This window comes from Gordonia sp. 34D (assembly GCF_056682775.1).
The window spans coordinates 2,818,927-2,840,549 of the sequence record NZ_CM155293.1 but is presented as its reverse complement, the minus strand read 5'-3'; the positions used below and the strand labels follow the sequence as shown (position 1 = coordinate 2,840,549).

18 protein-coding genes and 1 pseudogene are annotated in these 21,623 nt (G+C 64.1%); 13 read left to right on the top strand and 6 right to left on the bottom strand.

The features are described 5' to 3' along the window. Positions 1-22 precede the first annotated feature (22 nt). A pseudogene (gene fdhD, locus AC1L34_RS13275) lies at positions 23-871 on the bottom strand (formate dehydrogenase accessory sulfurtransferase FdhD); the annotation flags it as partial. Positions 872-1,132: 261 nt separating this feature from the next. Between fdhD and AC1L34_RS13270 the strand changes: the two are divergent. Next, positions 1,133-1,621, top strand: coding sequence for a hypothetical protein (locus AC1L34_RS13270; protein WP_424293036.1), 489 nt, complete (start codon positions 1,133-1,135; stop codon positions 1,619-1,621). Between the two features lie 166 nt (positions 1,622-1,787). Here AC1L34_RS13270 and AC1L34_RS13265 read toward each other — a convergent pair whose 3' ends face one another. Next, positions 1,788-3,464, bottom strand: a complete 1,677-nt coding sequence (locus tag AC1L34_RS13265; RefSeq protein WP_480034837.1) for an FAD-dependent oxidoreductase — start codon at positions 3,462-3,464, stop codon at positions 1,788-1,790. Between the two features lie 182 nt (positions 3,465-3,646). On the opposite strand from AC1L34_RS13265, the gene AC1L34_RS13260 reads away from it, so the two are divergent. The 4 genes from AC1L34_RS13260 to AC1L34_RS13245 all read left to right on the top strand — a co-directional run bounded on the left by AC1L34_RS13260 (position 3,647) and on the right by AC1L34_RS13245 (position 7,844). Continuing rightward, a complete protein-coding gene (locus tag AC1L34_RS13260) occupies positions 3,647-4,219 on the top strand; it encodes a helix-turn-helix domain-containing protein (protein ID WP_424293038.1) in 573 nt (190 codons plus the stop codon). Positions 4,220-4,385: 166 nt separating this feature from the next. Beyond that, entirely contained in the window at positions 4,386-5,858 is a 1,473-nt protein-coding gene (locus tag AC1L34_RS13255; protein ID WP_480034836.1) for an HNH endonuclease signature motif containing protein, read from the top strand. Between the two features lie 183 nt (positions 5,859-6,041). After that, entirely contained in the window at positions 6,042-7,514 is a 1,473-nt protein-coding gene (locus tag AC1L34_RS13250) for an alanine/glycine:cation symporter family protein (protein WP_424293306.1), read from the top strand. Between the two features lie 51 nt (positions 7,515-7,565). After that, positions 7,566-7,844 carry a hypothetical protein gene (locus AC1L34_RS13245; RefSeq protein ID WP_424293305.1) on the top strand — a complete coding sequence of 93 codons (279 nt, stop codon included), beginning with the start codon at positions 7,566-7,568 and terminating at the stop codon, positions 7,842-7,844. Here AC1L34_RS13245 and AC1L34_RS13240 read toward each other — a convergent pair. Continuing rightward, positions 7,841-10,015: an acyltransferase family protein gene (locus AC1L34_RS13240; RefSeq protein WP_424293304.1), complete on the bottom strand. Its 2,175-nt coding sequence runs from the start codon at positions 10,013-10,015 to the stop codon at positions 7,841-7,843. The two genes, AC1L34_RS13245 and AC1L34_RS13240, sit on opposite strands and share 4 nt — an antisense overlap. 425 nt (positions 10,016-10,440) lie before the next feature. Between AC1L34_RS13240 and AC1L34_RS13235 the strand changes: the two genes are divergently transcribed. Next, entirely contained in the window at positions 10,441-11,130 is a 690-nt protein-coding gene (locus tag AC1L34_RS13235; RefSeq protein WP_424293303.1) for a hypothetical protein, read from the top strand. A 10-nt stretch (positions 11,131-11,140) separates the two neighbouring features. Here AC1L34_RS13235 and AC1L34_RS13230 read toward each other — a convergent pair whose 3' ends face one another. Continuing rightward, a complete protein-coding gene (locus tag AC1L34_RS13230) occupies positions 11,141-12,922 on the bottom strand; it encodes an alpha/beta hydrolase (RefSeq protein ID WP_424293302.1) in 1,782 nt (593 codons plus the stop codon). 213 nt (positions 12,923-13,135) lie between these two features. Here AC1L34_RS13230 and AC1L34_RS13225 point away from each other — a divergent pair, with 213 nt between their 5' ends. From AC1L34_RS13225 to AC1L34_RS13195, 7 genes are all read left to right on the top strand, one after another. Beyond that, positions 13,136-14,038: a polysaccharide deacetylase family protein gene (locus AC1L34_RS13225; protein ID WP_424293301.1), complete on the top strand. Its 903-nt coding sequence runs from the start codon at positions 13,136-13,138 to the stop codon at positions 14,036-14,038. 40 nt (positions 14,039-14,078) lie between these two features. Then, positions 14,079-14,375: a hypothetical protein gene (locus AC1L34_RS13220; protein ID WP_424293300.1), complete on the top strand. Its 297-nt coding sequence runs from the start codon at positions 14,079-14,081 to the stop codon at positions 14,373-14,375. Continuing rightward, complete coding sequence (locus AC1L34_RS13215) at positions 14,372-15,298, top strand: CobW family GTP-binding protein (RefSeq protein ID WP_480034835.1); 927 nt, start codon at positions 14,372-14,374, stop codon at positions 15,296-15,298. Before AC1L34_RS13220 ends, AC1L34_RS13215 begins: the two co-directional genes overlap by 4 nt. 90 nt (positions 15,299-15,388) lie before the next feature. Then, positions 15,389-16,414, top strand: a complete 1,026-nt coding sequence (locus AC1L34_RS13210; protein ID WP_424324288.1) for an asparaginase — start codon at positions 15,389-15,391, stop codon at positions 16,412-16,414. Between the two features lie 114 nt (positions 16,415-16,528). Beyond that, the gene (locus tag AC1L34_RS13205; RefSeq protein WP_424293297.1) at positions 16,529-17,890 is read left to right on the top strand and encodes an MFS transporter; all 1,362 of its coding nucleotides are present in this window, start codon (positions 16,529-16,531) and stop codon (positions 17,888-17,890) included. Between the two features lie 30 nt (positions 17,891-17,920). Next, a complete protein-coding gene (locus AC1L34_RS13200) occupies positions 17,921-18,715 on the top strand; it encodes an SDR family NAD(P)-dependent oxidoreductase (RefSeq protein WP_424293296.1) in 795 nt (264 codons plus the stop codon). A 26-nt stretch (positions 18,716-18,741) separates the two neighbouring features. Further along, positions 18,742-19,488, top strand: coding sequence for an SDR family NAD(P)-dependent oxidoreductase (locus AC1L34_RS13195; protein WP_424293295.1), 747 nt, complete (start codon positions 18,742-18,744; stop codon positions 19,486-19,488). 35 nt (positions 19,489-19,523) lie between these two features. On the opposite strand, the gene AC1L34_RS13190 is transcribed toward AC1L34_RS13195, so the two are convergent. Beyond that, positions 19,524-20,564 carry a LacI family DNA-binding transcriptional regulator gene (locus tag AC1L34_RS13190; protein ID WP_424293294.1) on the bottom strand — a complete coding sequence of 347 codons (1,041 nt, stop codon included), beginning with the start codon at positions 20,562-20,564 and terminating at the stop codon, positions 19,524-19,526. Further along, positions 20,561-21,619: a LacI family DNA-binding transcriptional regulator gene (locus tag AC1L34_RS13185; protein WP_424293293.1), complete on the bottom strand. Its 1,059-nt coding sequence runs from the start codon at positions 21,617-21,619 to the stop codon at positions 20,561-20,563. The genes AC1L34_RS13190 and AC1L34_RS13185 overlap by 4 nt, the downstream gene beginning before the upstream one ends. Positions 21,620-21,623: the final 4 nt, after the last annotated feature.

Here is a 21,623-nt window from a genome sequence, read left to right as displayed (position 1 = left end):
GTCGTGTCCAGACTTCCTGTCGCACTCGGTGGGGCTGGGAGTAGATGTTCAGGCGGTCTTCGCGGACAAAGCCGAGCAGCGTCAGGTCCGCCTCGTCGGCCAGTTCCACCGCGAGCGACGACGGTGCCGAGACCGCCGAGAGCACGGGTATCCCGGCGGTCACCGCCTTCTGCACCAGCTCGAAGCTGGCCCGACCGGAGACCTGAAGGACGATGCCGCGTAGGGGCAATCGACGCTGGAGTAGAGCCCACCCGACCACCTTGTCAACGGCGTTGTGCCGACCGACGTCCTCGCGGAGCACGAGGAGCTCGCCGGTCGCGGCGTCGAACAACGCGGCAGCGTGCAGACCGCCGGTCTTGTCGAAGACGGATTGCTCCGCGCGCAGTCATTCCGGAAAACTCGCCACCTGCTCTGCGGAAACGACCACCGGATCCTCGCGTACCTGAAGCGCGAGACGGTGCGTGCGGCGTCGATGCTGGCCTTCCCGCAAATCCCGCACGAGCTGGTGGTGTAGAAATTGCGCGTCCAGTGGGCTTGGGCGGCCGGACACCGGGAGCGAGCGCGACATCGAGCACGTTGTAATCGTTGATTTCGCCGCCAGTACCGGGGCCACCGCAGTGGATGGCAGAGTAAAACTCGTCGGCTTTGGCGATCACATACTCCGACACGAGGAAGCCGGCGGCGAGCTCCACATCGTGCCCCGGCGTACGCATGGTGACCGCGAGAGGTGTTCCCGCAATACGGATTTCGAGGGGTGTTCCGCCGCGAGGGTGTCGATCCGGCGAGTCGGCTCGCGGCCAGCGGTAACTCTGATCACCGCTCGACGCACCGTGATCCGCCCATGGCCCGAGGCTAGGCTGCGGCCCTGCACGTTCGATTGCCTAGCAGCGATTTCACGGCCGGTGCCGGTACGAAGAAACGAGCGATTCGGATGGTAATCCCGGCGATGTCCTTCGATTGTCTTAATCTCGGGGCACCGACCACGCCGTCTGCGTCCGATGCGTGAGTGGAGCGATTTGAGTGAAGTATTGTGTTTCGCGTATCACAGTAGATTCTCAGGATACTGTCACCCTTACAACATCAGGGAAACAGTCGGCGCGCCGCCGGGAGAACCACTATTTGAAGGGGAGAAATGAAGAAGAACCTCATCCGTGCCGCAATTGTGGTGGCATCGACCGGCACCGTTGCCGCAGGGCTCGTTGCCGGTACCGGAACTGCAGCCGCCGCTGGCGACCTCGCCGTCTCCGCGTACACCAAATGCGTGACCAGCCACGACCGCCCCGGCACTGACCGTGTCGTGTTCGTTCGCAACGTCGGCAACACCACCGTCAAGCATGTGCGCGTCGGCGAACTCGACGGACCCGAGGCTTCGATCCCGCGGCTGGCCGCCGACCAGGAAATCGGCCCCCGCAGCAACGGCATGCGCTACTACTCGGCGACCGGCGTTCGCCGCGCAGGCGAGCTGGCACCGGGCGAGTCGATCAAGACCTGGCACGTGGTCCGCGGCTGCACCGGCCCGTGGGCCATTGCTGGTTACGCACTCAGCAACCCGATGGACAACCCGTTCAACAACGCCGATGTTCGCTGGAGCCCCAACAAGCCCCCGCGTGAAACTCGCTAATCTGACGCAGTAACGCTGACGCAGTAACACTGACTCTGGGCTCCCGAACGCCGCAAGGCGATTCGGGAGCCCAGATGCGTTGTGCCGTAAACTGTTTCCGCGAAACCGTCATTCCTTGGTGCCGTCGGCTTCGTGACTGGCTCGCTACGGCGACGAGTGTTTCCCGTTAGCTGTGAGCGCGTGACACGGCGAGAGTGAGGTCCGCGAACGCCAGGTCACCGTGTACCGCAGCACCGGTGGCAACTCCGGATGCGGCAGACGCGACGATCATCGCCATCGACTGGCTTGCATTGCCTGCGGCCCAGACTCCAGGCACGGGCGTCATGCCGCGCGGGTCCGTCGGAATCTGATGGCCGAACGGGTTTGCTTCCGCAGTGCCGCCGAGAGATTCGTAGATGTCGGTCCGGGCATTGAACCGGGGGACTACGACGACCGCGTCCACATCGAATGATTCGCCACCTTCGAGTTCAACGCTACGCACCTGAGTGCCGTCGACGACGAGGCGTTCGACCCGAGAGCGGACGACGGAGACGTTGAGGGATTTCAATTGTTCCCATTGCTCCGCCGTAGGGTCAGGGGCTTCGTGGAGCAGTACGGTGACGTGCGCGCTGAGCTGGCTGAATAGCAATGCCTGGTGGATAGCTACTTCGTCGCGGCTTAAGACCGCGATACGTTGATCGCGGACCTCCCACCCATGGCAGAAAGCGCAATGCAGAACTGAGCGCCCCCACCCGGCCTTCACGCCCGGGACATCGGGGAGGTCATCGACGAGCCCGGTTGCCAGAATGATCCGGCGCGCGTGAATACGCTGGGTGCCAGTTGACACGTCGACGGTGAAATCGTCGACGGTGCCGGAGACCCCCGTCGCTTCGCCCTTCACAATGCGCACCCCGTACGACTGCGCTTCCGCACGTCCGCGGGCAAGCAGTTCGTTGGGTGCGATGCCTTCGCTGCCAAGTACGTTGTGAGCGCCATCGGAGGGGGCATTGCGTGGTTGTCCGGCATCGACGACCACCACTGGGCGGCGGGAGCGGGCCAGAGCGATCGCTGCCGCAAGCCCCGCAGAGCCGCCACCGAGGACAGCCACGTCCACCTCGATCACCTCGGGCGGGATCACCTCGGGCGGATTGCCGGTTCCGTCGAATTCTGGGCGAACCGCCATCCACACCGCTCGGTCCGAATGCGACGAGACCATTGAGTTCCGGGCATTGACTGACTCGATCACGGTATCGAGGGCAGCGACGTCCTTGTCCGTGACGCCCGGCTGGAGATGTTCGCGTTGCGCGCGCAGCATTTGCTGCAAATACTGGGCGCCGTGCGGCGTATCCACATGGGCGCTCACCGTGTGGTCGTTTCGTTCAATCTTGGTGAAACCAACCTGGCTCAGCAGCCGGGTCCAGTCGTTGCTCGCGTGCTCGTGACGCGGCAGGGCCTCGGCGATGCGATGACGCAGCCCGGCGCTACCGGTGCCCAGATCGTCAGGTTCGAGCCGAGGTTGGCCGGTCAGCTCGGTCACGATGAGCACCCCGCCTGGGCGCAACGCTGCATACGCCTGTTGAAGTGCGGCACGCGGATCACTGACGTGATGCAAAGACAGTGCAGCCCAGACCAAGTCGACGCCGTGGGGAACCTTCGAGGTCCAATCGCCGTCCAGGTCGACCAGGTGTTGCTCAACGCGGTCTCCTACGCCTGCAGTTGCCGCCACATCAGCAACGCGGCCAAGGAGCTCCCCAGAGACGTCGACGGCGTGAATGCGTGAGGCCGGGAAGCGCCGCGCTAGGGCGATCACGTCTGCGCCGGTGCCCGACCCGAGATCGAGGATCTGTGTGGGGGTTTCGGTCAAGGCGACCGCCGCCCGCTCGAGGGAAGTTGTTCTTATCGACTCGCTCAACTTCGCTTCTAAATCTAGGTGTGAGGCTAAGCCATCTGGTAGATCGCGCCAGGGCTGTCGTGGTGGTTGATGTGAGTGGGGTTCCATAGCGACAACCGTAGGTGGATTTCCTATATGCGCATACAATCTTGCGTATGACGCAAGAATCGACGGAGTCCATCATTCGGCAACGAGTCCGAGGGCTGCGTGTCGCACGCGGCTGGACCCTCGATGTGCTCGCCGCACGCTGCTTCCTCTCGCCTTCGACGCTGAGTCGTATCGAGACTGGAAATCAGCGGATCGCGGTGGAGCAACTTGTGGCGATCGCCAAGGCGCTCGGCACCTCCCTTGATCAACTTGTTGAACCAGAAGGGGAAGAGGACGTGGTGATTCGCCCCGAGCCGGAAGCAGTTGGCGGCACTACCTTCTGGCTTCTCTCTCGCGAACGCGATCGACGTGGCGTCACCATCGGCAAAATGCGCATCACTGATGAACTCGATACCACCGAGGCGCGGGTGCACCCGGGTTACGAGTGGTTCACCGTCCTTAGCGGGATCATCAAACTCCGGCTAGGAACCAGAACCATCCTGGTGCACCCCGGCCAGGCTGCCGAGTTCTCAACCATGACCCCGCACGTGATTGAAGCCCACGAAGGTCCCGCTGAGATCCTCACCATCTTCGACCACGACAGCGAGCAAGCCCACCTACCGGGCCGCCGCCGCGGGTAACCAGTTGGTACCTGAGCGTCCGCCCGTCGGGTGACGAAAATTGTCAGACCCTCGCGATAGTGTTCACACAAATAAACGAACACAGAGTGAAGTGCTTCACTACAGGTTCTTTAGCGCAGCTACGTCAGTGCAGCTACTTCACTAACGCCGCGAGGAGGTGGACCCGATGGACCTAACCCAGGCAATCGCCGAGATGGCCGATCCGGCCAAACTCGCGGTCGTTATCGACGCGGCGATGACCCAGCTCGCCGGGGCGGTGTTCGCTGCTTCCACCGAGGGGCAGCTCTTGGAGACCGCGGAGGTCCTTGAGCGGGCCAACCGCCGCTTCGACGGCGCCAACTCGGCGCTACTGGCCGAGATCTCCGACCGCGGCGCCTACCGCAAGGCCGGGTTCCTCTCACTGCACGCCTACCTCGCCGGAGGCCTTCGCCTCGGTGACGGGGAAGCCAAGCGCCGCCGGATCACCGGCGCAGGCATCGCCCGCCTGGCCAATTTGCAGGGCGAGACTCTTCCGCCGGTGTTTCCGGCCACCGCGCAGGCGGTCGCCGACGGCGCTATCGGCACCGACCACGTGGTGGTGATCGACGAGGTGATGCGCAAGATCCCCAGTGCGGTCGACCCGCAGGTGCAGGCCGGGGCTGAGGCCCAGTTGGCCGAGGTCGCCCGCGACCTCACTCCGGCGGGGGTCCGCACCGCCGGGCACCGATTGTTGGCCCACCTCGACCCGGACGGGGCGCTCACCGACGAGCGGGACCGCAAACGGCTCCGCCAGTTCGGGCTCGGCGGGCAAGACCAACGCCTGATGAGCAAAGTTCGGGGCTACCTCACCCCCGAACTTCGGGCCCGGTTCGAGGTCATGTTCGACTCCTGGGCCAAGCCCGGGATGAACAACCCCGCCGACCCAGCCTCCCCACGCGGGGCTGCTGAGGCTGCTGATCCGGCCGCCCTGGCTGCGGCGGCCGAACGCGATGACCGTTCGATCGGCCAACGCCAGCACGACGCCCTGCTGGCGCTGCTGGAGGCCGAGCAAGCCCTGCGGCCCGGCGCCGGCCGGGCGCTCTCCAGCGAGTTGGTCGTCACGGTGACTGACCGGGAGTTGGCCGAACAGGCCGGAGTCGCCCTCACTGCGACCGGCACCCGCGTTCCGGTGGGCGAGCTCGTCGAGCTGGCCGCGGATGCCACCCCGCATTTGGCGGTCTTCGCCAACTCCACCGGCCAGCCTCTCTACTTGGGGCGGGGGTCGCGGTTGGCCAACAAGCCCCAACGGCTGATGCTTTTCGCCCGCGACCGCGGGTGCACCGCACACCGGTGCAATGCCCCGTTCGCCCGGACCGAGGCGCACCACTTCCCCGATTGGGCCGACGGTGGCCCCACCGATGTAGACCATTTGGGTGCCGCGTGCGGACGCCACAACCGTTCGGTCGGCAAGAACGTCGGCGAGTGGGAAACCCAACTTGTTATTGATGGCCCCGCCCGGGGCCGGGTCGCTTGGCGACCCCGCACCCCCGGCCGACGCGCTCAGTGGCGGGTCAACCAAACCCACCACGCCGAGTTGCTGCCCATTCAGGGTCCGCACGCCCCACCCTCGGCGAAGGATTCCCGCATCGAGGCCCACCTCGACCACTTGCTAGGGGCTTAACCACCCGACCAGCCGGAAATCACCGCCGGTCGGGGGTTCAGTCGTGCCAGAAACGTCATGCCGGAACGAAACTGGGTCTAGGTGGGGCGTCAGCAACGTCGACGAAACCCGGCTGGCCCCGACAATTCACCCACCGACCGTGACTTCCCGGAGGATCACTCGATCGGCCTTTACACTTCCGGCATGGACGCAATCGACAATGCCGTCATTTGGTTCAACGACTGGTACGGGTACGTGCTTATCGTTCTACTCGTAAGTGCCGGGTTGTGGTGGGGCGTGCGGACAGTCATCGTGCAAATCCGAATGCTGCCGGACATGGCGCGCGCAATACGCGAGACGCCGCCAAAAGCGGCTGGCGGTACCGCTCAGATCTCCGCGTTCCGTGCGTTCTGCATCTCCGCAGCTTCACGAGTCGGTACCGGAAACGTGGCGGGCGTCGCGGTCGCCATCACGATAGGTGGACCGGGTGCGGTCTTTTGGATGTGGGTGCTGGCGATCATTGGCGGTGCGACCGCATTCGTCGAATCGACACTCGGACAGCTCTATAAAGTCCGCGATGGAGCCGACTACCGCGGCGGTCCCGCGTACTACCTGAGTCGTGGAATCAAGAACAAGCGACTCGGCATGGTGATGGCATTGCTGTTCGCCGTCGCGATCACCTTCACCTATGGCTTCGTCTTCAACTCTGTACAGTCCAACTCGATCACCGCAGCCGTCGACCTTGCAATCGGCTCAGAGTCAGCATGGGTCCCGTACGTGATTGGGGGCGCACTCGCGACCCTCACCGCCTTGGTGATCTTCGGTGGCGTGCACCGGATTTCCGGCGTTTCACAGGTTGTGGTGCCGCTGATGGCGATCATCTACGTCGGTCTCGCGCTCGTTATCGTCGTAACGAATCTGTCGCAGCTGCCAGGCGTGATTCGCGACATCGTCGAGTCGGCCTTTGGTTTCCGCGAATTCGTCGGCGGCGGCGTGTGGGCGGCAATCATGCAGGGCATGCGTCGCGGACTGTTCTCCAACGAAGCCGGTATGGGTTCGACGCCCAACGCCGCTGCGACCGCCGCGGTCTCGCATCCGGCCAAGCAGGGCCTGGTCCAGACCTTGGGCGTCTACTTCGACACGCTGGTCGTCTGCTCCGCCACCGCCTTCATCATTCTGATGTCCGACCCGGATTACGGCAGCGGCGTCGAAGGTGTGCAACTGACCCAAACTGCGCTCGCGCATCACATCGGTTCGTGGGCAGGTCCGCTGCTAGCGATAATTCTGTTCTTCCTTGCCTTCAGTTCGGTGATCGGCAACTACTACTACGGCGAAACCAACATTGTGTTCTTCACGCGACGACCCTGGGTGTTGAACGTCTTCCGAGTGGCCGTTATCGGCTTTGTTTTCTTCGGCGCGATCGCCAAGGTATCCCTCGTCTGGAACCTCGCAGACGTCTTTTCCTCGCTGATGGCTACGGTGAACATCGTCGGTCTGTTCCTGATCGGAGGAGTCGCGGTGGCGCTGCTGAGCAACTACTCGGTACAGCGCGCGAAGGGCCTGGACCCGATCTTCAACCGCAACGACATCCCCGGCCTGACCGGTGTCGAGTGCTGGGATGGCACCGACCCGGAGACCATTCGGGACCCCCTACCCGAATCGGTTCTGCTCAAGTAGACATAGTTCTAGTCGCCGTCGTAGACGGCCCCAACGAAGGTGAGATACACAGTGGCTAAGTCCAACTCCGGGAATCTGCTTGCGACAATCGCTGGTGCCGGGCTCGCAGTGACCGGTATCGCGCACTTCTTTGTGCCGACCGTGTTCCGCGGAATCACCGAGACGGCGTTCCCCGACGATCCCGAACAGGCATTGAAGGTCAACGGGACCATCGAGGCCGCCGTCGGAGCTGCGATTGCAGTACCCAAGACGCGGAAGGTCGGACTAATTGGCCTTGGCGCATACATCGCTTACCTCGCCGCCAACACGGCAAAGGCTCGCCGCCGCTAGCCGGTAGTGAGCGGTGGCCCGGTCCATGGCAACGCTGCCGTCAATTGCCGCGAGAAGTCCTGAATCAAGGTCCGAATGTAGGTCTGTGTGAGGTGGTGGATGTCCCGGTACACCATGATGTTGCCGACGACAGCCGGGCAGAAGGTTGGCGTGCAAATCCCGTCGGATAGGTCGATGGGGTGGAACAGCGGGTTATCGGCCGCGTAGGCCAACGCGGGATCAACACTGCTTAACGCGCTATCGCGAACGGTGCCGCAACTCTTCGCATTGCCGCCAGCCGAGAGGCAGTCGGGTGTCGTGATCGGACCTTCGTCGTTGTGCGGCCACGGCGAATCTCGGATGCCAACCACGGGGATTCCCGCTGAAGTCAACTTGTCGAAGGTGTGGCGGTATCCCTCTGGCATGTAGTCGCCCGGACCAGAAATCGATGGGCGGGTGGAATTGGTGACCACGGCGTCGGGCTTTATCCGCAGCAGGTCCTTCATAACGGCGTCGTTCCACTCCGCACATTCGGGGTACGGATTCCGTTCCAAGTAGGGCGGATTGACATCGGTCGTGAGTGCGCAACCACGCTTGACGTAGGTGACAATCTGGAAGCCGTTTGCCTTGCCAATCGGATCGAGCGCGCCCAGCCACATTTCGGTGTGCGAGCCGCCAGCCAAGGCAATCGTCCACGTCCCGTTGGGGTCACCGTAATGACCGACCTGGGGCGTGGTGACGTCGAACTCGCTCATAACGCCATCGAAGAAAGTTTGCGGCAGATCGCTCTGTGCGCCCAACGGGGTGGGCTGCGGCGGGAGTGCCGGGGCCTGTGCGTTCTCCAATAGGGCGCGAGCTCCCGGATAGAGCGCCGGATCCAGGTTCGTGGTGTCGACTCGCGTGGTCTCAACGTGCTGGTCCCACGCTTTTATCAATCCCGCCGTCGTGAGCGAGGCGATTACCAGCACCACGGTCACCGCTGCGGTGTAGGTGAGCCGAGGATGGGCCCGCCAGCGAACGTGCGCCATGGCCGACCGTCCGCCGCCGCGCATCGGATCCTCGATGTAGCGCTTCATCAACCACGACAGTCCCAGCGAAACGATCAGGATTGCGGCGCCTTCGACGAAGTTCGCGTGGTCGACCTGTCGCCAGGTCAGGTAGAAGATCAGTAGCGGCCAGTGGATCAAGTACAACGAGTACGACAGGCTGCCCAGCCACACCGCGCGTTTGCTTGCCAGGGCGCGGTTGGGGGAGGGCAGGGGCTGATTGTCGGCGACCTGCCCCGACCAGATCACCATGAGCGTGGCGCCGACTGGCACCCAGGCGAGGGCGGCCGGGTAGTGCGCGACGCCGTCGATCCACCAGCCGCACGTGGCGATCAACAGCAAGGCAATGATCGTGACTGCGCCGCGAATGCGATTCGACACCCGGAATGCGGGCATCCAGATCGCGAGCAAGCCGCCGACCAGGGGTTCCCACAATCGGGACAGTGTGTCGTAGTAGTTGTAGGGCTGGTCAATACCTGACCGGTACTGGGCCCAAATAAACGATGCGAGGGCGACGCCGCCGACGACAATCCCGAAAATCGCCCGGATCGCGGCCGGCCGGGTGAGGCCATCGAACCGGCGGCCGAGATATTTGATGGTGCCGGCGAGGAGGTGCAAAACCACCAGGGCACCGAGGAAAAACTGGCCCTGCATCGACATCGACCACAGGTGTTGCAGCGGACTGTTGACCGAGCTTGCGGCGAGATAATCCTGGGAGTTCCCGGCCAGGAAGTAGTTCTGGTAGTACAGCGCGCTGGCCAAAATCTCGTTGCCAATGTTTTGCCAACGGGTCTGCGCGATGACCACGACCGTCAGGATCGCGACACCGATCAGCAGGGTGTAGAGCGCCGGGAGGAGACGACGGAACAGTCGTTCCATGCGGGGCCACGGGTTGATCGTCTCCCCGAGCCCAATCTTCGACGACTGGCTGTGAATGGTGTGACGTACCAGCGATCCAATGAAGAAGTAGCCCGACAGGGTTAGGAAGACGTCGACGCCGCCGGAGACTCGACCGAACCAAATGTGAAAGCACGCCACTAGGGCAATCGCGATGCCGCGCAGACCGTCCAGATCGGTGCGGTATGCGGGCACTTTGGGGGCGGCGACTTCAGTGGTCTTGGGGGAGGGAACAGCACTCGTGGACATCGACTAGGGCCGCCTTTGCAGGCGACGGCATGACGGCATGACGGTACGCGGTCCGCGGGGAGTCGGCACTCAGCTCTCCCAGGTAGTGAAATGGGGCCGGTTGACGTCGACCAAGCAAGGTCGACGCCCATCAGTTAGAGCCACGCTGCCCCCGTGAAGAAGTCCGTGTTCGGTGAATATCTCGGTCGCACGGGATGAACGGTCCTCGCACGGCAAGTCAATTATGAAGCATTTTGTCATGCGAACGGCTGGCGACGAACTCGGCAAGATCGGGGCTGGCCTTGATCTAACGTCGCGGGATGATTCCTCGTCTACGACGGCGATGGCGGTTTGACGACCGCACCTAGCGTGCGGTGGACGTGATCTCTACCCCTAGAAGCCCCGTGGATTGGCCCGTTGGTGCCAAAACGCCGTAGCTTGTTTGAGTGCATCCTGACGACACGATCCTCCCCGCGTGGCGCGAGCCCAGTGAAATTCCGGTCCCCTTCGACGAGGCGATCGGCGAGTGGGCCCAGGTGGCCCGCGAGGTCTTGATCGAAACCGCGGGGATCTACGGCGCGCTCATCACGCAGGCCGAACTAGGGTCGAAGGTGCAGAGCGAAACCGGCATTCGCGCTGGTGGTGCGGTCCGCCTGTGGGTCGATCACCTGCTTGTTGCGGTCACCCGAGCGCAGTCGGATGGGGAACCGCTGCTCGCTTCGCTGTGCGTGCGCCTCGACCAGAGTGTCGGCGAAACGTACCTCAACGTCTTGGCGGACTCGGGTCGCAGCAAACCCGAAGACGCTGACATGGATGCAGCAATCGCACGGTTTGCCTGCTATCAATCCTTCGGCGCCGACATCCCCGAATTCGCCCGTCCCACGCTCGCGGCGCGTGTCGCGGAGAAGCGCTCCAAGCGTCCGTCGTCCCCGCCGCGAAAGACGGCGCAGACGAAGGGCACCAAGCCCACTAAGGCTTCAGCAGCGAAGGCGGCCAAGCCCCCGAGGGCTTCAGCAGCGAAGGCTGCAGCCTCGAAGGCGAAGCCGAAAGCACAGCAGGAGGAGCCCAAGCCGAAGCTGTGCCCCACCTGCTACACCGTGCTGTCGACCTCCGGCGTCTGCGGTTTCTGCTACTGACCGATCGGACCTAGTCGCGGGAAAGCAGCGGTTCGAGTTTCTCGGTTTTCTCCGGTGTCCAGCCGGGCGGCTGCAGAATCTGTGCCCAGGCATACGGCACGGCGTGGAGGTAGTGGTGACCATGCCCGTCGGGCACGTTCACCGCGACGGCCATGTCTGCGGAAACCTGGAGGAACGTCACGATCGGAAGCCATCGCGTCGCGTCGAGCACATCGGAGCCGCGTGGTTCTTTCAACCAGTCCGGCTTACTAAGCAGCAGGTCGGGATTCCACCAGGTGATGGGGTCGGACGCATGCTGCAGGTAGACAACCCGATTGGGCGGCCACGGGGCGTCGGGGCGGGACAGGTCTTGTTCATCGGCGATGAACCGGACGGTCTTGCCGTCGTCGAAGATGGGCTTAACTTCGGGACTGCCTGCATCCCGAGCATTGGTGGTGTCTAGCCACAGTTGGTTGTTGAACGTTGGGCCGGAAAACAGGGCGCCGTCGGTCCGCGCGGCGATGGTCGGGATGGACCCGAACGGTGCCTCGCCGGAGAACGATCCCAAGCTTTCACCAAAGATGACGAGTTTGGGGCGCTGAGCCTCCGGGATTGCCCGAACTTTCTCGCTGACCGCCTCGAAGATGGCGATACCAGCTTGGCGAGCGCGTTCGCTGTCGACCAGGAAGCTGATCCAACTTGGCAGGTACGAGTACTGGATGCCAACCGTCGCCACGTCACCGTTGTACATGTACTCGAGTGAGTCGACCATCGCCTTGTTCATCCAACCGGAACCCGTTGTGCCCGCGATCGCAATTAACTTGCGACTAAACGCATTTGTTCGTTCAAGTTCGGCGACCGCGAGGTCAGCGGCGTCACGAATGTCGTCCGCCGAATCGAGGCCAGCGTAGGCGCGGATTGGTTCCATGGCGGGAGCACCGTCGTTGAACTCGGTGAGCTGCTGAACGGTGGGACCGTGCGAGACAAACACGCGACCTTCACGGCCCAGGGACTCCCACGACACCAGCGACTCGGGGCCACCGGACCTCAGGTTGGATGTCGGCGGCGGAGTATTGGGCTTGTTCTCTTCGTTGGCGGCGGCGAACGTCGCGTTGAGGCCCTTCATGGCGTAGTTCGCGAACACGCCATTGACGATGAAAATCGTCAGGATCAGCACCAGTGTTACGCCGATCGTGGCCGAGATTCGGGGTGGCGCAATGCGGTTGATCTGTCGGACCAGCCACTTGAGCAGGGTCGCCCAGGCTTGGCCGATGCTCATGAAGATCACAAAGACGATGAGTGCCACGACCACAATCAGCGGGTAGGCCGTCCAGGTCAGGTGGTCGACGCCCATCATGTCGCGGATCTCGTCCTGCCAGCGCGCATACCAGTACAGGGTGAAGGCGGTGCCCGCGACGCCGATGATCGCTGCGCCGATCCACCAGGGGCGCGACGGCCGCGGCCATGGCCTATCGCGAGACACCATGAAACGGGCAAGCCAGGTTAAGAAAGCGCCAACGCCGTAGCCGATCGCCGCTGCTCCACCGGAAACCACGCCTTGAAAGAACCAACCGCGCGGGAGTAGCGACGGCGTCGATGCCGACCACAGGAACAGCAGGCCAACGACGAAGCCACCGAAGGAATAGCGTTGTAAGTGCTTATGCCACCAGGTGCCAAGGCGATGGCGAAGTGAGGGCTTGCCGAGATTGCCCGTGTCCGGACTGTCCGTGTCGACGGCGGCGTCAGTCAGGGCTGAATCCGCAGATTCTGTCGCATCATTCGGAGGTGCCGAACCCTCAGGCGGTGTGGTCATGGGTCATTCTATCCATGCGACACCCTGGTCTTTCGCGATTGGGATGCCGCTGAGTTGGCGCGTCTTTTGCTGCCGCACAAATGTGACGATCCACTGTCCCCTTGACGGATGTAACGACCATCACATACCTTGAAGAAAGAACGTTCTCGCGAACGTTCCTTCTCGATTCGCTCCGACAACGGATGCGACCCCTGTGACTCCGCGAGGTACATCATGGCTAAGGAAATCATCGTTAGTTTCGGCGTCGACATCGACGCCGTCGCTGGCTGGATCGGCTCGTATGGCGGAGCTGACTCGCCGTCGGACATTCAGCGCGGCGTGTGGGCGGGCCAAGTCGGCGTGCCGCGGCTGCTGAAGATGTTCAAACGTCACGGGCTCAAGACCAGTTGGTTTATCCCCGGACACAGCATCGAAACCTTCCCCGACGAATGTGCGATGGTGGCCGCCGACGGTCACGAGATCGGTGCCCACGGCTACCTGCACGAAAACCCGGTCGCGATGACAGCAGCGCAGGAAGAAGACGTCCTCGCACACTCGGTGGAACTGGTCACCGAACTGGCAGGCAAGGCACCGCGCGGCTACGTCGCTCCCTGGTGGGAATTGTCGTCCAATACGCCTGACCTGCTGCTGAAGTACGGCTTCGAGTACGACCACAGTCAGGGCTTCAAGGACTTCGTTCCGTTCTACGCCCGCTCCGGGGACTCCTGGACCACGATCGACTACTCGAAGCAGGCCGCGGACTGGATGAAGCCGATGGTGCACGGCAAGGAAATCGACCTCGTCGAAATCGGTGCCAACTGGTATGTCGACGACCTGCCGCCGATGATGTTCATGAAGGCTTCCCCGAACTCGCACGGCTTCGTCAACCCGCGCGACATCGAAGAACTCTGGCGCGACCAATTCGACTGGGTTTACCGCGAACTCGACTACGCGATCTTCCCCATCACCATTCACCCGGACGTATCGGGGCGTCCGCAGGTGCTGCTGATGCTCGAACGGCTCATCGAATACATCAACGGTCACGAGGGCGTGCGGTGGATGACGATGGAAGAAACTGCCGCGGACTTCCGCAAGCGTTTCCCCTTCGCCGGCACCGAACGACCCGCCGACTACTGACCCGACGGGAGTCGACATGTGCGGGATATGTGGGACGCCGGTGCCACCACCTGAGTGGTGCGCTGCGGGAATTGCCGACGACGCCGGTTCGCGGCGTCGTGCGCGCGCCGCCTCCGTCCGTGTTCTCGCCGTGCAGTTGGCCGACTGCGGCATCCGAGTGGGTGCCGACCTGGCCGGAAATGGCTACACGGTGAGCACGGCGGACGGTCGTACCCGATTGGTGACCGACCTCGCGGCGGTGTGGCCCGCGGTCGCCGAATTGGCGGGCGAACCCTTTGACCCGCTCGATCCGGCGCTGGTTACGCGACTGCAAGACCTCGCGGTGGCCGACCGATGACCGCGCACGCTGATTCACGACTGCCGCTGACCATCCTTGGCGGATTCCTGGGATCGGGAAAGACGACGCTCCTGGAACGGGCCTACCGCGATCCGCGCACGGAGTTCATCGTCAACGACACCGGCACCCGGTCGCCCGATCTCACCGGGGGAGTGCACGCGCTCCTGGGTGGTTGCGCATGTTGCGAACGGCTCGACGATCTCGTCGACCTGCTGCGCGGCCTGTGCAATCGCCGACACCTGGGCACCGGACCCGCACGTGCCGTACTTGAAACGAGTGGACTCGCGGACCCGGCCCGCATCCTCGAAGCCATCGAGGCGGACCCGGTCCTGGCCTCCAATGTTGTCATTGCCGACACGACCATCACGGTCGATGCCGAGCGTGGACTTTCGGATCTGACACACGAGCCACTGGCCCGAATCCAGGTGGAACAAGCCGATACCGTCGTCGTGGCGAAGGCCGACCTGGTCGACGGCCACGAACTGAGCACGGTGTTGGCGACCGTTGCGTCGGTCAATCCCGGAGCCCGATTGGAAGTCCGCGCATTCGGGCAGTCGCAGCAAGTTCCGTCGGTCGACATGGCCGATGCTGTCGCACTCCCAGCCGCGACCGAACTGGCAGTCCCCAAGTCGGCGTGGATTCCGGTGCCCGGCACTGTCGATTGGACGGTCCTTGTGCTGTGGCTGGGAGCGCTGGTAGTTGCTTACCCGCACCAGATCCTGCGCGTGAAGGGACTGTTGAATACCCCGCGATCGCCGGTGGTCCTGCATGCCGCACGCGGCACGGTGGGTCTTCCGACTCGCGTGAACCCCGAGGTCGCCGACGCCGACTGCGGACTCCTGTTCGTTACCCGCGATCTGGATCCCGACGTCATCAGCGCGTCGTGGACGGCCCACCGCAACGCCCTGTCATCGGCCACCTGACCCGCGCGGCACCCGCTGCCGTTCATCTATTCCCATTGCCCGTATCCCCTTGCCCGTACCCTCATCGCCCGCTCGAGAAGAAGGACCATCGTGACCGCATCATCGTCGCCCGCGCCCCGCATCGACTACTTCGCTCTGGGCGGCACTATCGCCAGCATTCGAGGTGACGAGGTCGGTGCCGTACCGACACTGACGGCACAGGACATCGTCGATTCCGTCGACGGTCTCACCGACGTCGCCGATGTGCACGCCCACCAGTTCCAGCTCACTCCCTCCCCGGAAATCACCATCGCCGACCTCATTCGTCTCCGCGACGCGATCGCGGCGTCGGTGGCTGAGGGCTCGGTGGGTGCGGTCATCACGCAGGGCACCGACACGATCGAGGAGACGGCGTTCATCCTGGACCTACTGCGGCCCGGAACTACTCCGATCGTCGTGTCCGGAGCCATGCGCAATCCTTCGCTGCCGGGTACTGACGGCCCGGCGAACCTGCTCAGTGCCGTTCAGGTGGCGGCATCGCCGCAGGCTGTGGGCACGGGCGTCACCGTATGCCTCAACGACGAGATCCACGCCGCCCGGTTCGTGACCAAAAGTCATACCTCGAGCGCGTCGACCTTCGTGTCCCCGTCACTGGGCCCCATCGGGTGGGTGTCGGAAGGACGACCGGTGGTGGCGCTGCGCCCCGCAGGCCAGCACCACATCGACCTCGCACCCGGAACCGTCATCCCGCCTGTCGCGCTAATTCGCATGGGCCTCGGCGACGATGGCCGAATCCTCGGAACCCTCGCCGACCTCGGGTACCGCGGCGTGGTGATCGAAGCCTTCGGGGGCGGACACCTTCCGGTCGCTGCGCTTCCGGCCGTCGCCGAACTCGCCGCGGCGATGCCGGTGGTGCTGGCATCGCGGACCGGTGCCGGCGAAGTCCTGAGCCACACCTACCGGTTCCGCGGCTCGGAGATCGAACTCCTGAACATGGGCCTCATCCGGGCCGGCGCCCTCGATGGCCTGAAGGCACGACTGCTGCTCACCCTGTGCCTTGCGGCGGGGCAAGACGACGACACCACCGCCAAGACGTTCGCATCGGTAGGCACGACCACCGGGCCGACGCGTACGTAGCACCCCCACCTGTAACAGAACACTCTGGCCTCAATACCCCACTCCCGACCGACGCGACCTTCGCCGCCGGCAACCCCCTCCTGCCCAAATCTGGGCCCGTTAAAAGGAATCCCCATGTCCATCACCGAACCCGTCGCCGAGACGCCGCCGGATATTGATCACGTTTGGCCACGAAATCAGCGACCGTCCGACGAACTCCTCTTTGCCGGCCCGCCGACCATCAGTCCGCGAGTAATCCGCACGACGTCGATCGTGTGTTTCCTCGCCTGGGTGTTCTCGGTATACGACTTTGTACTGTTCGGAACCCTGCTACCCAAGATCGCTGACGAGTTCGGCTGGTCGGCGTCGCATGCGACCGCGATCGCCACCTGGGTCACCGCCGGAACGTTTGTGGTGGCCCTGGCAGTGGGACCGCTGCTAGATCGATACGGCCGCAAGCCAGCCCTGATCATCACGACGGCTGGTGCAGCCCTCGCTTCGGGCCTCACCGCCGGTGTGGTCGGTGCGCTCTCCCTCATTGGGGTTCGCTCGCTGTCCGGACTGGGATACTCCGAGGAAGTCGTCAACGGCGTCTACCTCAACGAGATGTACGGCAAGGAAGCCAAGCGCGGTTTCCGCTACAGCCTGGTGCAGAGTGGCTGGCCCGTCGGCGCGCTGATGGCTTCGGCGTTTGCCGCGGTCCTCTTGCCCATCGTCAGCTGGCGATTCGTGTTCCTCATTGCCACCTTCCCGGCCATCGCCATCATCATTCTGGGCCGCCGCCTCTACGAATCCCCGTCGTTCGTCGCGCTGCGGCGCAGCCGCGAACTGCGCAAGGAAGGCCGTCAGGCCGAGGCGCAGCAACTGGCCGAACTCTACGACCTCGACGTCAGCCGCGATGACGAGTCGGGTCTGCGCCAGCTCTTCGAGCCGGAACTGCGTCGCCACACGCTCTGCCTGTCGGGTGCGTGGTTGCTGAACTGGATGGGTATCCAGGTGTTCTCCGTCTTGGGCACTACGATCCTCACCGACGGCAAGGGCGTTTCGTTCTCCAATGCACTGGTGATCTTGATCCTCGCCAACGGTGCTGGCTTCCTCGGCTACCTGTTCCACGGCTGGCTTGGCGACCAAATTGGGCGACGCAGCACCATCATGATCGGCTGGACGCTGGGTGGCCTCGCCATGAGCGGAATGCTGTTTGGTCCGAACTCCGCTGGCTTTGTGATCACCATGTACGCCATCGGCCTGTTCTTCCTGCTGGGCCCCTACGCCGCCATGGTCTTTTACATGGGCGAATCGTTCCCCGCACGAGTCCGCGGAATCGGCTCCAACACCGCGCACGTCATGGGGCCGCTCGGCGCGATCGTCGGCAGTGCCGTCCTGACCGCCGTCATCTCCGCCGGATATGCCGTCACCACGGCCGCCTTCGTGGCCGGAGCGCTGGGCATCTTCATCTCCGGGATCTTGATGCTCGGTGCCCGGAACCCCGAACAGTGACCACGAATCATTCCACCTCAGGAGGTTGTCATGAGCACCAGTGAACCGACGCGCGACGATGGGCTCGCCGGGAAAGTCGCCGTCATCACCGGCGGCGCTAGCGGAATCGGGCGGGCCCTTGCCGTGGCTTATGCCCGGGCCGGAGCCGACTCCGTCGTCGGCTACTACCCGGGCGACGCACACGATGTCACCGAGACCATCGATGCGGTCGCGGCCGAAGGTCGAACGGCGGTGCCCGTGCCCGTCGACGTCCGCAGTACTGAGCAAGTCGACCAACTCGCGCAAACCGCGTTGGATCGTTTCGGTCGCCTCGACATCGCAGTCGCGGCTGCCGGAATCCTCCGCCGCAATGCGCTGACAGAAATGACCGACCAAGCTTGGGCGGACATGCTCGACGTTGACCTCACCGGCGTGGTGCGACTGTTTCGGGCGGCGGCGGCGCGGATGCCGGATGGCGGTGCAATGGTCGCGATCTCATCCATCGCGGGCGGTGTCTACGGCTGGGACGAGCACGCGCACTACGCCGCGGCGAAGTCGGGACAGGCTGGACTGTGCCGATCGCTGGCAACCGAACTGGCTCCGCGCGGTATCCGAGTGAATGCGGTGATTCCAGGATTGATCGAGACCCCGCAGTCGCTGGATGCGGTCAACTCACTCGGGCCGGAGGGGCTGGCCGCTGCGGCCGCATCGATTCCCGCCGGTCGCGTCGGTCGTGCCGACGATGTCGCTAGGGTGATCCGCTTCCTAACCGGTGACGACTCCGTCTATCTGACGGGGCAACAACTCATCGTCGACGGCGGACTCACCGTCCGTTGGCCGGAATGATCAAGACTCCACAGAAGGGAACGACCATGATGCTAAAAGACAAGATCGCCCTCGTCACCGGTGCAGGCGGTGGGATCGGTGCGGCGATTGCGGAGGCATATGCCCAGGCAGGCGCCCATGTGGTCCTTGCCGACCTCAACGAATCGGCCCTCGCCCCGGTCCGGGATCGGTGCGCCGAATATGGGGTGCGGGTGCAGGCAGTATCGGTCGACGTCACCGATTCGGATGCGACGAAGGCCATGATCGACGGTGCCGTCGCCGATTTCGGGCGACTCGACATCCTCGTCAACGGCGCAGGTCTGCTGACCGAAGCGCCGCTGCTGGAGATGGAGCCGGCGCTGTGGGACCAAATGATTTCGGTGGACCTCACGAGCGTTTTCCTGTGCTGTCGTTGGGCTGCCCCACACATGGTGGCTCAGGGGTCGGGGCGGATCATCAACATCGCCAGCCAGTTGGGCATCAAGGGCGGCGAGTCGCTGGTCCACTACAGCGCGGCGAAGGCCGGGGTCATTGGCCTGACCAAAGCGCTTGCCAGGGAAATGGCTCCGCTGGGTGTCCTGGTGAACGCGATCGCGCCGGGACCCGTTGAGACCCCGCTTCTGGCGGGGATCACGAAGGAATGGCGAGAGGCCAAACAGGCCGAGCTGCCGTTGCGGCGGTTCGGGACAGTCGACGAAGTGGCACCCACCGCGGTGCTACTGGCTTCCGAACCCGGTGGAAATCTGTATGTCGGTCAGGTCCTCGGGCCAAACTCAGGCGATGTGATGCCCTGACCGGCCACCCCAGCTGGCTGGGTCGCCAATTTGGACTAGATCAACGCCGCCAGCGCTCGGGTGGAGCCCCGGGCGACCAACTCCACCGGAAGCACAATGTCGGCGGGCACCGTGTCCGGATCGGCGATAAATTCCAGCAACAGTCGGACCCCGGCCGCACCGATATCGTGCGCCGGGGTCACGACTGTGCTCAGCGGTACTGGTAGCTGGGCGGCGAATGGAATGTCGTTGTACCCGATCACGCCCAACTGTTCGGGAATAGCCAGTCCGCGGTCGCGGGCGACGCCAAGGATGCCGATCGCGATCGAGTCGCTGACGGCAAAGATGGCGTCGGGCGGATCGATCGCGTCGAAAAGTGCGGTGGCCGCGGCGATGCCACCGGTCACGTCAAACGGACCGTGCTTGATGTAGTCGTTGGGCAGCGCTATCCCGGCCTCGGTCAGTGCGTCGACAAAGCCGCGGATCCGGTCCCGGCTGGTGGTTGCGTGGTGTGGTCCGCCCACGACAGCCAGCTTGCGATACCCGCAGGCAAGCAGATGCCGACCGGCGAGCAGCCCGCCGTGGTGGTCGTCGCCGCCCGCATACGGAAGGCCGGAATCGGCATGTCGATTGACGGCCACCGTGGGGACGGAAAGCCCCAGGTCGGCGACAAATTCGCTCGCGGGGCTGTGCAAGCTGCTCAAGAGAAGCCCGTCCACCTGCCGACCCGCGAGCAAGTCGATCGCAGCGCGCTGCTCGGCGGGGTCATCGGGCGGGCTGCTCAGCAGCAGGGAGTAGCCGGATTCGCGTGCGGCTTGCTCGACGCCCTGGTAGATCGTCGCGACCACCCCATCGGTGAGCCGCGGCATGACCGCGCCGATCGTGGTGGTGCGCCTGGTGCGCAGGCTCGCGGCCCACGGATTGGGGCGATAGCCGAGTTCAGCGGCCACCTCGTGAATCCGCAGCGCCGATTCCGACCAGCCATCGACGGGTTCGGTTTGCCGCAACACGCGCGAGACCGTTGAGGTGTGCACTCCCGTCCGCTCGGCGATCTCCTTCATCGTCGGCGGCCGCGGATTGCGTCGTGCTCCGGTCATCGCCGCAGGCCGACCACGCGCGGTGGTGCCGTCGAAGCACGCACCACAAGGTCCACGGGCAGTCGCTCGGAGACGACGGACTTGCCCTCGATGAGATCGATCAGGCGTCGGACCGCCGTCTGGCCCATGAGATGCGCCGGGGTGCGGACCGTTGTCAGGGCCGCGGGCAACTGCGCAACCACGGAGATGTCGTTGTACCCCACGAGCGAAAGGTCCTCGGGAACGCGCAGACCCAGATCTCGGGCAACGCCGAGTGCACCGATGGCGGCGGTGTCGTTCACCGCAAACACGGCGGTCACCGGATCGGGGCGGTCGAGCAGAGCCCGCGCGCCGACAAGGCCTCCGTCGACTTCGAATCCGGAAGGCACAATCCGGTCCGGAGGCAATGAGATACCAACCTCGGACAGGACCTCAACAAAGCCTGCGACACGGTCGGTGGCGGTCGTGGCGTGCTGCGGTCCACCGATAACGCCGATCTCCCGGTGGCCGAGTGCCAGCAGATGTTCGGCGGCCAGGCGCCCACCAGCGTGGTCATCGCCGGTGATGGCGGGCAGACGACTGCCAGCGTGACGGTTCATGAGGAGCACTCGGGTGTTCTGCAGTCGCAGGGAATCGAGGAACTCGTCGGCACCCTGGTGCAGGCTCGTCAGCAGGAGACCGTCGACCTGTCGGCTGCGCAAGAACTCGATCGAACGCTGCTGAGCCGCAACGGTATCCGGTGGGCTCGACAGCAGAACCGAGTAGCCGAGTTCGGTTGCCGCGTACTCGATTCCTTCAAACATTGTCGCGACCACGGTGTCGGTCAGACGCGGCATCACCACGCCGATCGTGTCCGTGCGCCGGGTGCGGAGGCTGGCGGCCCACGGATTTGGGGCGTAACCGAGCTCGTCGGCTACCTCGCGGACCCGGAGTGCCGTTGGTGACCACCCGTCTGGCGGTTCGGTCTCGCGGAGAACGCGGGAGACCGTCGAGACATGGACGCCCGCGCGTTCGGCGACTTCACGCAGGGTGGGCGCGCGGCGTCGGTCACGGCGGCCGGAATCGTCTTCGGACACGAGC

What these genes read in the sequence shown, in the direction of transcription:
- AC1L34_RS13240 (WP_424293304.1), bottom strand. Translation starts at nt 10,015, where the DNA reads ATGTCCACGAGTGCTGTTCCCTCCCCCAAGACCACTGAAGTCGCCGCC.
- AC1L34_RS13255 (WP_480034836.1), top strand. Translation starts at nt 4,386, where the DNA reads ATGGACCTAACCCAGGCAATCGCCGAGATGGCCGATCCGGCCAAACTC.
- AC1L34_RS13270 (WP_424293036.1), top strand. Translation starts at nt 1,133, where the DNA reads ATGAAGAAGAACCTCATCCGTGCCGCAATTGTGGTGGCATCGACCGGC.
- AC1L34_RS13250 (WP_424293306.1), top strand. Translation starts at nt 6,042, where the DNA reads ATGGACGCAATCGACAATGCCGTCATTTGGTTCAACGACTGGTACGGG.
- AC1L34_RS13200 (WP_424293296.1), top strand. Translation starts at nt 17,921, where the DNA reads ATGAGCACCAGTGAACCGACGCGCGACGATGGGCTCGCCGGGAAAGTC.
- AC1L34_RS13260 (WP_424293038.1), top strand. Translation starts at nt 3,647, where the DNA reads ATGACGCAAGAATCGACGGAGTCCATCATTCGGCAACGAGTCCGAGGG.
- AC1L34_RS13225 (WP_424293301.1), top strand. Translation starts at nt 13,136, where the DNA reads ATGGCTAAGGAAATCATCGTTAGTTTCGGCGTCGACATCGACGCCGTC.
- AC1L34_RS13205 (WP_424293297.1), top strand. Translation starts at nt 16,529, where the DNA reads ATGTCCATCACCGAACCCGTCGCCGAGACGCCGCCGGATATTGATCAC.
- AC1L34_RS13230 (WP_424293302.1), bottom strand. Translation starts at nt 12,922, where the DNA reads ATGACCACACCGCCTGAGGGTTCGGCACCTCCGAATGATGCGACAGAA.
- AC1L34_RS13215 (WP_480034835.1), top strand. Translation starts at nt 14,372, where the DNA reads ATGACCGCGCACGCTGATTCACGACTGCCGCTGACCATCCTTGGCGGA.
- AC1L34_RS13190 (WP_424293294.1), bottom strand. Translation starts at nt 20,564, where the DNA reads ATGACCGGAGCACGACGCAATCCGCGGCCGCCGACGATGAAGGAGATC.
- AC1L34_RS13195 (WP_424293295.1), top strand. Translation starts at nt 18,742, where the DNA reads ATGATGCTAAAAGACAAGATCGCCCTCGTCACCGGTGCAGGCGGTGGG.